Source organism: Variovorax sp. P1_G12 (genome assembly GCF_056405555.1).
Genome location: NZ_JBFUBW010000009.1, coordinates 166,921 through 179,575, shown reverse-complemented (window position 1 = coordinate 179,575; position 12,655 = coordinate 166,921). Strand labels below are relative to the sequence as shown.

Below are 12,655 nucleotides of genomic sequence, written 5' to 3'. Positions count from 1 at the left end.
TCGCTTGACCTCAACTTTACTTGAGGTTTGAAACTTCGGGTCCTGCGGGCGATCCAGCGCGCAAACAAAGGAGTTTTCAATGTCAAGCCAGGTATCGGGATCCGTGTATCGCATCGACAAGTTCGCAGCGCCCCAGGACGCACTTGCGGACTTTCTCGAGCGCTTGCGCTGGGTCGACCAGGCGCTGGGCGCCATGCCGGGATGCAAGCAGAGCCTGGTGCTGACCCAGCTGGGCGACACCAGCGAGTTCAATGTGACGACGGTGGTCGAGTGGGCGAGCCCGGAGGCGATGGCGGCGGCCAAGGCCCTGATCCAGAAGTGGTACGCCGAGGAAGGCTTCAATCCGCCAGCATTCATGCAAAGGCTCGGGGTGAAGGCCGACATGGGCCTGTACGGCGGCGCTTGATCACCATGAACCGCGACAAGCCACCTTCCCCCCGCGTGGCACAGGCGCTCGACATCCATCGAAGCATTGCCGCGTGCCACGACTACCTCGCGCGAAGCAACGATGTGCACGCGCTGACGGCGGCGTTGATGTTGCCCTGCTACCGGGCCGAGCTCGGCAGGCTTCAGCTCAAGCCTGCCGAAGAGCACGAGCTGGCGTCGGCCCTCGGGCCGACTGAGTCGAACTCCGAACCGGCCCGCCAGGCGCATGACGGCCGGTCATCATCGGCAGGTCGATGGTGTCGATGACGGTAGAGTGCGCGCATGTCTCTCACCTACGTCTACCTGACCGTGGCCATCGTCGTGGAAGTCCTGGCGACCAGCTTTCTGAAGGCCTCCGACAGCTTCACCAGGCTGTGGCCGAGCCTGGCCACGGTGGCCGGCTATGCCATCTCCTTCTACTTCCTGTCGCTGGCGCTGCGCGTGCTGCCCACGGGCATCGCCTACGCCATCTGGTCGGGCGTCGGCATCGTCCTCATCTCGCTCGTGAGCTGGCTCTGCTTCGGCCAGTCGCTGGATGGTCCGGCGATCGTCGGTCTCGGACTCATCATTGCGGGTGTCGTGGTCGTCAATGCGTTCTCGAAATCGGTCGCTCATTGAGCGGCAGGCCGCCTCAGGGCGGTGACGGCTGCTCCAGCACCCATCGTGCCAGCAGCGTCGCGTCGGCCTCGTTGACCCGGGGCTGCCGCGGCATGGTGACGCGGCCCCAGTGGCCTACGCTGCCGCTGCGAATCCTGCCCGCGAGGCGCGAGGGCGCCGCCCCATCCTCGCGGTAGCGTGCCGCGATTTGCGCGAAGCCGGGGCCGACCTGCTTGTGGACCATGCCGTGGCAGGACAGGCAGCCGTTCTGCCGCGCCAGCGCCTGCGCCCGCTCGTCGGCCGTGGCCGGCCCTGCCATCAGCAGCAGCCCGGCAATCAACATCAGGGGTCGGGCCATCGTCAAGCGCATCGGCCCGGATTGTCTGCCAATTCGATTAGGGTGGGAGGGGCCTGCCGCTGTGTCGCAAAGGAATGCACGGCACCGGCCCTTCAGCGCATCCCGGTCGCGGCCGTGAAGCGCGCCAGGGTCCAGCCGTGCCCGAGCAGCAGCATGCGCGTGTGCAACTCGCCCAGCACCTGCGGCGAGATTTCGCGCCCGAGGTAGGTCAGCGTCTTGTCGCGCAGGTCGACGTAGCCCAGCTCGTAGTCGGCCGCGAGCTTGTGCCAGAGCGCGTGGGCGGCGGGCGACTGCCGCGCGCCGGTGAGCAGGCACAGGCCGGCATCCAGCCCCCAGCGGTAGACGGCGGTGGCCAGTCCGCGCCGCTGGTACTGCGGGTCGTACTTGGAATGCGGCGCCCGCACGTAGCGGTCGGCGCGGCGATGCACTTCGATCAGCCGGTTGAAGACCGTGTAGCCGGCCAGCTGCCTGCGGCGGATGTCTTCCACATAGACGTAGAACTCGCCGTCGGCCTCGCGATGGCGGATCACGAGTTCGGGGTCGTTCAGCGGGATTTCGGGAATGCCGTGCAGCCGGTCGCCCGGCTTGTGGATGCGGTCGTAGATGGAACTGATCTCGCCGTCGAGCCGCTTCGGGCCGTGGTGGACGTCGATGCGCAGTTCCGTCAGGCGCGCAAGCCAGGGGGGCCACAAGGTGGGCATCGTGAGGATCACGAGAAGCTTCTCCAGTCGAACGCGAACCGACTCCTGTGGAGCCGGCCGCTGATGCGCGGCTTGGATGCCCGGCGGTCGATATTTGCGCTGAAAGGGGGAAGAAGCGGACTGCCGGGCCTAGGAATCTGCGGCCGGCTGGAGGTCCGGCAGCAGCACCGACACGCGGCGTGCGCGCACGGCGGCGATCGCCGCGCGGGGCGGAATCGTTGCCGTGGGCCGCTGGACGCGGAGGGAAGCCGTGGGACTCATGGAGCCGGAGTGTAGCGGGCCCGGCGAGACGCCGCCCCCGTATCCTTGCGGTCTTCCCATCGTCACGCGGAGGGCGCTTTGACCTACCAGCTCCACTACTGGCCCACGATCCAGGGCCGCGGCGAATTCGTCCGCCTCGCGCTCGAGGCCGCCGGTGCCGACTACGTCGACGTGGCGCGCGAACCGCCATCCAAGGGCGGCGGCGAATCGAACCTGGGACGCCGGCTCGGCGACCCGGACAATCCGCGGCCCTCGTTCGCGCCGCCCTTCCTGGTCGACGGCGGCATCGTGGTCGGCCAGACCGCGGCGATCCTCTTGTATCTTGGGCCGCGCCTCGGGCTTGCGGGCGTGGGCGAGGCCGACGGGCTATGGACCCACCAGATCCAGCTGACCATCGCCGACTGCGTGGCCGAGGCGCACGACACGCACCATCCGCTGTCGACCGGGCTCTACTACGAGGACCAGCGCGAGGCGGCGCAGTCGCGCGCCAAGGCCTTTCGCGAGGAGCGAATTCCGAAATTTCTCGGATGGTTCGAGCGAATTCTCGAGCGCAATCCGACCGGCGACCTGCACCTGGTCGGCGATGTGCTGACCTACGCCGATCTCTCGCTGTTCCAGTTGGTGGCGGGGCTGCGCTATGCCTTCCCGAAGGCCGCCGCACGTGCGTTGGCCGACACGCCGGCGGTGGCGAAGCTGCATGCCAACGTGGGTCGCCGGCAGCGGGTGCACGACTACCTGCGCAGTCCGCGGCGGATCGCCTTCAATGAGGACGGCATCTTCCGCGCCTACCCCGAGCTCGACAGCTGAGCGGCGGGGCCGCCGCCCCGGATCAGCGGACCGCCGTTTCCTCGGCGGCGACGCCCTTGCGGTAGGTCGTGTACAGGTAGACCGGGATCTCGAGGTCGCTCAGGTGGCGCTCGACCAGCGGCGCGACGTCCTTCCAGTCGAGGCCGCCGACGCCGGTGGCGAGGCGCGGCAGGGCGAGGCTGGCGACCTTTTCTTCCTCGACCAGCTTGCGCAGCGCCCGCAGCGTGTGGTTGACGCGCTCGACCGTCGCCTTGCCCGGCTTGGCGCCGGAGTCGTATGCGGCGTCCTGCGTCATGAGGTTGATCACGCGCTGGCCTTCCGCGTTGGTCCAGGTCCACAGCTCGCCCGGTTGCGGGTGGCGGGTCTGGCAATAGTGGCGGAAATCCTTGTACAGCGAGGGCCAGTTTTCGCGCAGCGCCAGCGCGAGGCCGGAATTGAACGAATCGTTGGGCGAGACACCGTGCGCGATGGCCTGTGCCCTGGAAAGAAGAATATCGCCGCTGACTTCATGCAACATGGGTGCTCCTGGATGGTTGCCTGACCATAGTCCGCGCGCCGGCGCAGCGCTCTGACCTGGGTCAAGCAAGCGGCGATCCCTGCAGCGGCGCGCGCTAGGTTTCGACGGCCTCGTCGCCGTCCTTGCGCATGCGCAGTGCCGCTTCATAGAGCGCATTGCGCGGCGCGCCGCTGATCTCTGCCGCGACCCGCACCGCGCTCTTGACCGGCAGTTCGGCCAGCAGCAGGCGCAGCACGCGTTCGCCCTCCGCGCCGTCCTCGGCGGCCGCGGGCTTCGGGTGCAGCACCAGCGCGAACTCGCCGCGCGTGCGGTCGCGGCTGGCGGCGAACCAGTCGGGCAGGCCGGCGGCGGCGACGGTCGCGATCTCCTCGAACTGCTTGGTGAGCTCGCGGCCCACGGTCACCTTGCGTTCGCCCAGGCTGGCGAGCGAACGCGCCAGCGCCTCGATGCGATGCGGCGCTTCGAGCAGCACCACGCTGCGAGGCTCGTCGGCCAGCAGCAGCACCGCGGCATCGCGCTCGCCCGCCTTGCTCGGCAGGAAGCCGGCGAACACGAAGCCGCTGCCCGGGTCGCCCGCAGCGACCAGCCCGGCGGCGCCGACCAGGGTGGTCACGCTGCTCGCGCCGGGCAGCGGCAGCACGCGGTGGCCGGCTTCGCGCACCGCGGCCACCAGGCGCGCGCCCGGGTCGCTGACGCCCGGCGTGCCGGCGTCGCTGACGTAGGCGATGCGCTCGCCCGCGCCCAGCCGCGCGATCACTGCCTGCGCCGCCTCGCTCTCGTTGTGCTGGTGCAGGGCCAGAAGTTGCGCGCCCGGGCGGTCGATGCCGTAGGCGCGCAGCAGGCTCTGCGTGTGCCGCGTGTCCTCGCAGGCGACCGCGTCGACCAGTTGCAGCACGTGCAGTGCGCGCAGCGTGATATCCGCCAGGTTGCCGATCGGCGTGGCGACCACGTAGAGCGTGGCCTGCGGATAATGCTGCGCACCCGCGGCATCGCGCGCGGCGAGCAGGGCGGCGCCGAATGAAGCGGGGGCGATGGAAGTCAATGGCTTATCTCCAGAACAAGGCGGCAGGGCGGACATCGCAGCCGACGACCAAGCAGCGCGGCGACGCGGCCGAAGACGCGGCGCTCGAGCACCTGCAGGCGGCCGGGCTCGGCCTGGTCGCGCGCAATTATCGAACCCCCGGCCGCGGCGGCGGCGAGATCGACCTCATCATGCGCGATCCGCGCGACGGCACCCTGGTGTTCGTCGAGGTTCGCGGTCGTGCCAGCGCGACGCATGGCGGCGCCGCCGGCAGCATCACGGGCGTGAAGCAGCGCCGCATCGTCTTCGCGGCGCGGCACTACATCAGCCGGTTGCGCGTGCTGCCGCCCTGCCGTTTCGACGTCGTGCTGGTCGAAGAGCGCATTACCTGGCTTCAGGCCGCCTTCGACGCCGGATAGCGCAAGCGACCCCGGCCCGGCGACGCCAGGGCCTGTTGGTGAAACACCGCGGATCTGGCTTTGCCAGTCCGCCGGTGTTGCCCCCGGCAGGGGGTGGGCGCCCCGACACGCAGTGCGGGGCAACCTGGGGGCGAGCTATATTCCCTTCATGCTAGAGCAACGGATTCAGCAGCACTTCATCGACAGTGCTGACCTCAAATACCAGGCCGGGCCGCTGCTCGGAAAACCGATCTCCCAGGCCATGCAGGCGCTGCTGGCCTGCGTCACCAGCGGCGGCAAGATCCTCGCCTGCGGCGCCGGCGTTTCCGGCTTCCTGGCGGCCCAGTTCGCGGCGCAGTTCGTCGGCCGCTTCGAGCGCGATCGACCCGAGCTGGCGGCGATCGCACTGCCCGGCGACGCCACCGATCCCGCCGCAGACACGGCCGAGTCCTTGGGCGCCGATCGCTTCGCGCGCCAGGTTCGCGCACTGGGCCAGGCCGGCGACGTGCTGCTGGTGCTGAGCGTCAGCGGCCAGTCCGCCGCGGTGCTGGCGGCGGTCGAGGCGGCGCATGCGCGCGACATGACCGTGGTGGCGCTGCTCGGCAACGCCGCCCCCACCGGCAGCGGTACCGGCGGGGCCGTGGGCCGCGCGCTGCGCGAGACCGACGTCCAGGTCTGCGTGCCCCACGAGCGCGCCGCGCGCATCCACGAGGTCCACTTGCTGGCGCTGCACTGCCTGTGCGACGGTGTGGACGCGCAACTGCTCGGCGACCAGGACAGCGACTCGTCCCTGCTGTCGCCCTGAGCGCGCCCGGCTACTGCGCCGCGGCCTTGGCGGTCGCGTTGCTGTCGCTGATCCGCTGCAACAGTTCGCGATAGCCCGGCGCTTCGCGCAGCAGCCGGCCGCCCAGTGCGCGCAGCCGGTCGACCTCGTCGCTCGACAGCACGAAGCTGGTCGGCAGGTCCATGAAATAGCGCTGCTCCTTGGGGTCCTCGATGGCGTCGAAGCTGACGTCGATGGCGTCGAAGCGCAGCTTGGGCACCGAGGCCTCGGCCTGCGCGCGCGACAGGCCCGAAAGCCGGAGCTCGGCCACCTCGAGCTCGCGCTTGTCGGCCCAGCGCTGCGCGATGTCCTTCAGCAACTCGACCGATTCATAGGAGAAGTGGTCGATCGGCACGCTCGACGACTGCAGCAGCTGCGCGACGATGCCCGGCGCGCGCGCCCGGCGGTCCCAGTCGGAGGCCGGCGCCGAGCGCGAGTTGACCACCACGACCACGATGCGCTGAATCGATGCGAGCCCCACTTCGCGCTGGAAGGCCGGGCTGGCTTCCATCTCCTCGAGCGCCTCGAGCAGGCCGCGCAGGCCCAGGTTGTCGGAGACGCCGCCGTCGACCACGTGCAGGTACGGCCGGTTCTTGCTGTCCTCGAAGCTCTTGATGTCGCGATAGCGCAGCAGGGCCCGGCCGGCCGGACGTTCGGGCCCGCCCGGCTTGGTGACGTCGTGGACCCAGGCCGGCATGGCCGCGCCGCATCTGCCGCCGTAGTTGTGGTACGTCACGGGCGAGAGCACGGCGGGCACGGCCGAGGAGGTGGCGGCGGCCCGCGCCAGGCGCACGGTGCCGAGGTCGGAACACAGCAGGTCGAAGTGGTCCTGCGAGAAGGGGAAGCGGGCGCCGGTCGAGAGGTCGGTGCCGGTGACTGCGGTCACGGGCGTCGGCTGCTTGATCAGGTCGGCGAAGGTGGCGCCGTTGAACAGGATCTCGTCGTAGTAGTCGGCCGCCAGCTCGGAGCGCCCGTACAGGCCGCTGCCGAGGTTGAACCAGTTGAGCGGATTGAGGGCGCGCAGCGTCAGCGTGCCCTGCACGTCGCGCTTCAGGAAGCGGGGCTCGTACTCGGTGAACAGGCGGTCGCCGTAGAGCGCGTAGGCCAGCGCGGTGAAGCTGCCGCCCGAGACCCCGGCGATCGCATCCACCTCGGCCAGCAGATTTCGCTGCTCGCCCTGCACCACGACGTCGGTGCGCCGCAACTCCTCGAGCACGCCGTACGAGAACGCTGCCGCGCGCGTGCCGCCGCCGGAGAAGGTCAGCAGGAAGAGGGTGTGGGGATCGTTCTTGACGCCTTCATGCTGGCGCTTGAGCAGCCGGTTGACCCGGTAGCCGCTGTCGAGGTCGACCTGGGCGATGGGCGGGTTGACCGGCGCCAGGGCGTTGCATCCGGCCAGCAACAGGGCCGCGAAGGCGCCGGCCATCGGCCTCAGGATCAGCGATCGCACAACAGATTGATTCACGTGTCTTCCTTGCTCGAGCGGGGCTTGCCGGATGCAGGCGTTGCAACATTTGCGCCATCGACCGCGCGGCAAATTGTAGGCAAGCGGCGCGACCTGCAGCCTGCCCGAATGAGCGAGGACGGGCCGTCACGGAGGATCGAAATCCCCTGGGCTAAACTCGTCGCGGACACAACGCACCGGAAGGCTTTACCCCATGACGACGACATCCACTCAACGCATCGCGATGGCATTGACCGCAGGCGCCGTACTGGTCGCCGGCCTCACAGCCTGCGTGCCTTTGGTGGTGGGCGGGGCTGCGGCCGCCGGCGTCGGCATGGTGGCGACCGACCGCCGCAGCTCGGGCGCGCAGGTCGACGACCAGGCCATCGAGTTGCGCGGCGGCGCCCGTGTGCGCGAGATCGCGAACGACAACATGTACGTGAGCATCACCAGCTTCAACCGCCAGGTGCTGTTGACGGGCACGGTCGGCAGCGAAGCCGACAAGCGCCGCGTCGAGGACGTGGTGCGGCGGGTCGACAACGTGCGAACGGTGGTCAACGAACTGGTGGTCGGGCCGCCGACCACCTTCCAGGATCGCTCCAACGACACTTTCATCACCGGCAAGGTCAAGGCTTCGCTGCTCGATGCCAAGGACATCTTCGCCAATTCGTTCAAGGTCGTGACCGAGCGCGGCACGGTCTACCTGATGGGCATCGCGACCCGCCGCGAGACCGATCGCGCGACCGACATCGCGCGCGGCGTTTCGGGCGTCACGAAGGTGGTGCGCGTGGTCGAGATCGTCACCGAGACCGAGCTGCAGAACCAGTTGCAGCAACAGTCCCAGCCAGGCGGCACCGGCGCGTCGGGCAGCGCACCGGCCTCGCGTTCGAGCGTGCCGCTGCCGCCGATGGAGCCGCTGCCGCCGCTGCCCTCGTCGTCGCAGCCGCCGGCCAACGGCGGCGTCACGACCTCACCGGTGCGCTGATCGGCCCCTTTGGAGGGCCGCGCCCAGGCCGGCGCCGGGCCGCCAGCGCGGCGAAGTCCGCGCTTCGCGCTGACGGGCGGCCTGCGACTTCCCCCTCGGGGGGCAGCGACCCACACGAAGTGGGGGAGCGTGGGGGCCCTCAGGCCGGCGCCGGGCCGCCCCAAGGCGGCCTGCGGCCCCCTCGGGGGGCAGCGACCCACACGAAGTGGGGGAGCGTGGGGGCCCTCAGGCCGGCGCCGGGCCGCCCCAAGGCGGCCTGCGGCCCCCTCGGGGGGCAGCGACCCACACGAAGTGGGGGAGCGTGGGGGCCCTATTTCAGCCGGGTGATCAGGCTGGAGGTGTCCCAGCGCCTGCCGCCGGCCTGCTGCACGTCGGCATAGAACTGGTCGACCAGCGCGGTCACCGGCAAGCGCGCGCCATTGCGCTTGGCTTCGTCGAGCACCAGGCCGAGGTCCTTGCGCATCCAGTCGACCGCGAAGCCGTAGTCGAACTTGCCTTCGATCATGGTCTTGCCGCGGTTGTCCATCTGCCAGCTCTGGGCCGCGCCCTTGCCGATGACGGCGAGCACCGCATTCATGTCCAGGCCGGCGCGCTGGCCGAAGGCGATGGCCTCGGACAGGCCCTGCACCAGTCCGGCGATCGCGATCTGGTTGACCATCTTGGCGAGCTGGCCCGCGCCGCTCTCGCCGAGCAGCGTGACGGCGCGCGCGAAGGCCGCGATCACGGGCTCGACCTTGGCGAAGGTGGCCGGGTCGCCGCCGCACATCACGGTCAGCGCGCCGTTCTGGGCGCCGGCCTGGCCGCCGGAGACCGGGGCGTCGATGAACTGCAGGCCGCGTTCGAGCGCCGCCTTGGAGAGCTCTCGCGCCACGTCGGCCGAGGCGGTCGTGTGGTCGACGAACACCGAGCCCGGGGCCATGCCCGCGAAGGCACCGTTGTCGCCCAGCACCACCGAGCGCAGGTCGTCGTCGTTGCCGACGCAGCAGAACACGATGTCGGCGTTGGACGCGGCGCCGCGCGGGGTTGCGGAGTGGCTCACCGAGGCCGAAGCCTGCGGCTTGAATTCCGCTTCCCAGTCCTTGGCCTTGCCGGCGCTGCGGTTGTAGACCGTGACGTGGTGGCCGGCCAGCGCGAGATGGCCCGCCATGGGGTAGCCCATCACGCCGAGGCCGAGGAAGGCGACCTTCTGCGAGGGGACGGGTTCGTAGGTTTTGGGGTTGAGGCTCATGCCTCCAAGCTTAGCGCGAGCTTCAGACGATCGCGAAGTGTTCTGTCCCCGCCGACAGGTCGGTGGTGCGCGCGCGCTGGCTGTTGAGCTTGATCTGCAGCCGCAGGTCGTTGGCCGAGTCGGCGTTGCGGATCGCGTCGTCGAGGCTGATCGCGTTGCCCTCGAACAGGTCGAACAGCGCCTGGTCGAAAGTCTGCATGCCCAGGTTGCGGCTCTTCTTCATGATCTCCTTGATCTCGCCGACCTCGCCCTTGAAGATCATGTCGGAGATCAGCGGCGTGTTCAGCAGGATCTCGACCGCGGCGATGCGGCCGTGGCCGTCCTCGGTCGGGATCAGCCGCTGCGAGACCAGCGAGCGCAGGTTCAGCGACAGGTCCATCAGGAGCTGGGCCCGGCGCTCCTCGGGGAAGAAGTTGATGATGCGGTCCAGCGCCTGGTTGGCGCTGTTGGCGTGCAGCGTCGCCATGCACAGGTGGCCGGTCTCGGCGAAGGCCACGGCGTGCTCCATGGTCTCGCGGTCGCGGATTTCGCCCATCAGGATCACGTCAGGCGCCTGGCGCAGCGTGTTCTTGAGGGCAGCCTCCCAGCTGTCGGTGTCGATGCCGACCTCGCGCTGGGTGACCACGCAGTTCTTGTGCGGGTGCACGAACTCGACCGGGTCCTCGACCGTCACGATGTGGCCGTAGGAGTTCTCGTTGCGCCAGTCGATCATCGCGGCCAGCGTGGTCGACTTGCCCGAGCCGGTGGCGCCGACCAGGATCGTCAGGCCGCGCTTGGTCATCGCCACGTCCTTGAGCACCTGCGGCATGCCCAGGCCGTCGATGGTCGGCAGCTTGGCCGGAATGGTCCGCAGCACCATCCCGACCTTGCCCTGCTGGACGAAGGCATTGACGCGGAAGCGGCCGATGCCGGTCGGCGAGATCGCGAAGTTGCACTCCTTGGTGCGCTCGAACTCGGCCGTCTGGCGGTCGTTCATGACCGAGCGCGTGAGCGCCAGCGTGTGCTGGGCGCCGAGCGCCTGGGCAGACACCTTGGTGACCTTGCCGTCGACCTTGATCGCGGGCGGGAAGTCGGCCGTGATGAACAGGTCGCTGCCGTTGCGGCTCACCATGAGCTTGAGCAGGTCGTTGATGAACTGGCTGGCTTGATCGCGTTCCATGACGGTACTCCGGTGCGGCTGCGCTAGGGCTGGGTCAGCCGGGGAAATTCTCGGGGATCTTGGCCTTCCCGCGCGCTTCGGCGGAGGAAATGACACTGCGGCGCACCAGGTCCGTGAGGTTCTGGTCCAGCGTCTGCATGCCCTGGCCGCTGCCGGTCTGGATCGACGAATACATCTGCGCCACCTTGCCTTCGCGGATCAGGTTGCGGATGGCGGGCGTGCCCAGCATGATCTCGTGCGCCGCCACGCGGCCCTGGCCGTCCTTGGTCTTGCACAGCGTCTGCGAGATCACCGCCTGCAGCGACTCCGACAGCATGGCGCGGATCATTTCCTTTTCCTCGCCCGGGAAGACGTCGATGATCCGGTCGATGGTCTTGGCCGCCGACGAGGTGTGCAGCGTGCCGAACACCAGGTGGCCGGTCTCGGCTGCGGTCATCGCCAGGCGGATGGTCTCGAGGTCGCGCATTTCGCCGACCAGGATCGCGTCCGGGTCCTCGCGCAGGGCCGAGCGCAGCGCATTGGCGAAGGACAGCGTCATCGGCCCGACCTCGCGCTGGTTGATCAGGCACTTCTTGGAGTCGTGCACGAACTCGATCGGGTCTTCCACCGTGAGAATGTGGCCGTACTCGGTCTCGTTCAGGTAGTTGACCATTGCCGCCAGCGTGGTCGACTTGCCCGAGCCGGTGGGGCCGGTGACGAGCACCAGGCCGCGCGGCTTGAGCGCCAGATCGCCGAAAATCTTCGGCGCGTTGAGCTGCTCGAGCGTGAGGATCTTCGACGGAATGGTCCGGAACACCGCCGCCGCGCCGCGCGACTGGTTGAAGGCGTTGACGCGAAAGCGCGCCAGGCCGTCGATCTCGAACGAGAAGTCGACTTCCAGGAACTCCTCGTAGTGCTTGCGGTGCGTGTCGCTCATGATGTCGTACACCATGGCATGCACGGCCTTGTGGTCCAGCGCGTCGACGTTGATGCGGCGCACGTCGCCGTGGACGCGGATCATGGGCGGCAGACCGGCCGAGAGATGCAGGTCGGACGCCTTGTTCTTGACGCTGAAGGCGAGCAGTTGGGTAATGTCCACGCAGTTCCTCGGTGACGTTTTGATACGACTTTGAAGATTATGACGATGATTGGCGACAAGCTCCAGCAAGTTCGGGCCCGGATCGTGGCCGCGTGCACGGCCGCCGGACGCGACCCGGCGAGCGTGCGCTTGCTTGCAGTGTCCAAGACCTTCGGGCCGGAGGCGGTGCGCGCCGCCCATGCGGCCGGCCAGACGGCCTTCGGCGAGAACTACGTGCAGGAAGGCGTCGCCAAGATCGCGGCGCTGGACGACCTGCGTTCGCAGCTCGAATGGCACTGCATCGGCCCTCTGCAGAGCAACAAGACCCGGGTCGTGGCCGAGCATTTCGACTGGGTGCACGGCATCGACCGGCTGAAGATCGCCGAGCGGCTGGCCGAGCAGCGGCCGGCGGGACGGCCGCCCTTGCAGGTGTGCCTGCAGGTCAATGTCGACGGCGGCGCCAACAAGTCCGGCATCGCGGCCGAGGAGGCGCTGCCGCTGGCGCGCGCCGTGGCGGCTTTGCCACGCTTGCGCCTGCGCGGGTTGATGGCGATTCCCGAGCCGGCGGTCGATTTCGCGGCCCAGCGGGCGCTTTTCCTGCGCGCCGCTGCGGTGTTCGACGAGTTGCGTGCGGCAGGCCTCGAGGTCGACACGCTGTCGCTGGGCATGTCGGCCGACCTCGAGGCCGCGGTCGCGGCGGGCAGCACGATGGTGCGTATCGGCACTGCTGTCTTTGGCGGGAGATGAGCTCGCCCCCAGGTTGCCCGCACTTCGTGTCGGGCGCCCACCCCCTACCGGGGGCAATACCAGCGGCCCGGCAAAGCCGGTTCCGCGGTAGCACTGTTGCTCCCCCCCAGGTTGGGCTCACTTCGT

16 protein-coding genes are annotated in these 12,655 nt (G+C 69.1%); 8 read left to right on the top strand and 8 right to left on the bottom strand.

Annotated features, from left to right (window positions below):
* Positions 1-79 precede the first annotated feature (79 nt).
* Genes AC1D2O_RS12850 through AC1D2O_RS12840 form a run of 3 tightly spaced genes read left to right on the top strand, consistent with a single transcriptional unit; the run spans position 80 to position 1,044 of the window.
* Entirely contained in the window at positions 80-406 is a 327-nt protein-coding gene (locus tag AC1D2O_RS12850) for an antibiotic biosynthesis monooxygenase (RefSeq protein ID WP_478157130.1), read from the top strand.
* A 5-nt stretch (positions 407-411) separates the two neighbouring features.
* The gene (locus AC1D2O_RS12845) at positions 412-693 is read left to right on the top strand and encodes a hypothetical protein (protein ID WP_478157128.1); all 282 of its coding nucleotides are present in this window, start codon (positions 412-414) and stop codon (positions 691-693) included.
* A gap of 15 nt (positions 694-708) precedes the next feature.
* The gene (locus tag AC1D2O_RS12840; RefSeq protein WP_478091702.1) at positions 709-1,044 is read left to right on the top strand and encodes an SMR family transporter; all 336 of its coding nucleotides are present in this window, start codon (positions 709-711) and stop codon (positions 1,042-1,044) included.
* A 13-nt stretch (positions 1,045-1,057) separates the two neighbouring features.
* On the opposite strand, the gene AC1D2O_RS12835 is transcribed toward AC1D2O_RS12840, so the two are convergent.
* Together AC1D2O_RS12835 and AC1D2O_RS12830 are read right to left on the bottom strand one after the other, a co-directional pair.
* Positions 1,058-1,381, bottom strand: coding sequence for a c-type cytochrome (locus tag AC1D2O_RS12835; RefSeq protein WP_478157127.1), 324 nt, complete (start codon positions 1,379-1,381; stop codon positions 1,058-1,060).
* A gap of 92 nt (positions 1,382-1,473) precedes the next feature.
* Positions 1,474-2,082 (bottom strand): N-acetyltransferase, encoded by a 609-nt coding sequence (locus AC1D2O_RS12830; protein ID WP_478091706.1) that lies wholly within the window; start codon positions 2,080-2,082, stop codon positions 1,474-1,476.
* Positions 2,083-2,421: 339 nt separating this feature from the next.
* On the opposite strand from AC1D2O_RS12830, the gene AC1D2O_RS12825 reads away from it, so the two are divergent.
* Positions 2,422-3,150 (top strand): glutathione S-transferase, encoded by a 729-nt coding sequence (locus AC1D2O_RS12825; RefSeq protein ID WP_478157125.1) that lies wholly within the window; start codon positions 2,422-2,424, stop codon positions 3,148-3,150.
* A 22-nt stretch (positions 3,151-3,172) separates the two neighbouring features.
* Here AC1D2O_RS12825 and AC1D2O_RS12820 read toward each other — a convergent pair whose 3' ends face one another.
* Together AC1D2O_RS12820 and rsmI are read right to left on the bottom strand one after the other, a co-directional pair.
* On the bottom strand, positions 3,173-3,667 hold the full coding sequence (locus AC1D2O_RS12820) for a macro domain-containing protein (RefSeq protein ID WP_478091699.1): 495 nt from the start codon (positions 3,665-3,667) through the stop codon (positions 3,173-3,175).
* Positions 3,668-3,761: 94 nt separating this feature from the next.
* Positions 3,762-4,709, bottom strand: a complete 948-nt coding sequence (gene rsmI, locus AC1D2O_RS12815; RefSeq protein WP_478157124.1) for a 16S rRNA (cytidine(1402)-2'-O)-methyltransferase — start codon at positions 4,707-4,709, stop codon at positions 3,762-3,764.
* Between rsmI and AC1D2O_RS12810 the strand changes: the two genes are divergently transcribed.
* Together AC1D2O_RS12810 and AC1D2O_RS12805 are read left to right on the top strand one after the other, a co-directional pair.
* Positions 4,709-5,107 (top strand): YraN family protein, encoded by a 399-nt coding sequence (locus AC1D2O_RS12810; protein WP_478091697.1) that lies wholly within the window; start codon positions 4,709-4,711, stop codon positions 5,105-5,107. The genes rsmI and AC1D2O_RS12810 overlap by 1 nt on opposite strands.
* A gap of 148 nt (positions 5,108-5,255) precedes the next feature.
* On the top strand, positions 5,256-5,891 hold the full coding sequence (locus AC1D2O_RS12805; RefSeq protein ID WP_478091696.1) for an SIS domain-containing protein: 636 nt from the start codon (positions 5,256-5,258) through the stop codon (positions 5,889-5,891).
* 10 nt (positions 5,892-5,901) lie between these two features.
* Here AC1D2O_RS12805 and AC1D2O_RS12800 read toward each other — a convergent pair whose 3' ends face one another.
* Positions 5,902-7,374, bottom strand: a complete 1,473-nt coding sequence (locus AC1D2O_RS12800; RefSeq protein WP_478157122.1) for a patatin-like phospholipase family protein — start codon at positions 7,372-7,374, stop codon at positions 5,902-5,904.
* A gap of 193 nt (positions 7,375-7,567) precedes the next feature.
* On the opposite strand from AC1D2O_RS12800, the gene AC1D2O_RS12795 reads away from it, so the two are divergent.
* Positions 7,568-8,338, top strand: a complete 771-nt coding sequence (locus AC1D2O_RS12795) for a BON domain-containing protein (RefSeq protein WP_478157121.1) — start codon at positions 7,568-7,570, stop codon at positions 8,336-8,338.
* Between the two features lie 310 nt (positions 8,339-8,648).
* Here the strand turns inward: AC1D2O_RS12795 and AC1D2O_RS12790 are convergent, their stop codons facing one another.
* The 3 genes from AC1D2O_RS12790 to AC1D2O_RS12780 are packed head-to-tail and all read right to left on the bottom strand — an operon-like array spanning position 8,649 to position 11,803.
* Positions 8,649-9,566, bottom strand: a complete 918-nt coding sequence (locus AC1D2O_RS12790; RefSeq protein ID WP_478094149.1) for an NAD(P)-dependent oxidoreductase — start codon at positions 9,564-9,566, stop codon at positions 8,649-8,651.
* Positions 9,567-9,588: 22 nt separating this feature from the next.
* Positions 9,589-10,725 (bottom strand): PilT/PilU family type 4a pilus ATPase, encoded by a 1,137-nt coding sequence (locus AC1D2O_RS12785; protein WP_478094147.1) that lies wholly within the window; start codon positions 10,723-10,725, stop codon positions 9,589-9,591.
* Positions 10,726-10,759: 34 nt separating this feature from the next.
* A complete protein-coding gene (locus AC1D2O_RS12780) occupies positions 10,760-11,803 on the bottom strand; it encodes a type IV pilus twitching motility protein PilT (RefSeq protein ID WP_478157119.1) in 1,044 nt (347 codons plus the stop codon).
* Between the two features lie 39 nt (positions 11,804-11,842).
* Between AC1D2O_RS12780 and AC1D2O_RS12775 the strand changes: the two genes are divergently transcribed.
* Positions 11,843-12,529 (top strand): YggS family pyridoxal phosphate-dependent enzyme, encoded by a 687-nt coding sequence (locus AC1D2O_RS12775; RefSeq protein WP_478157117.1) that lies wholly within the window; start codon positions 11,843-11,845, stop codon positions 12,527-12,529.
* Positions 12,530-12,655: the final 126 nt, after the last annotated feature.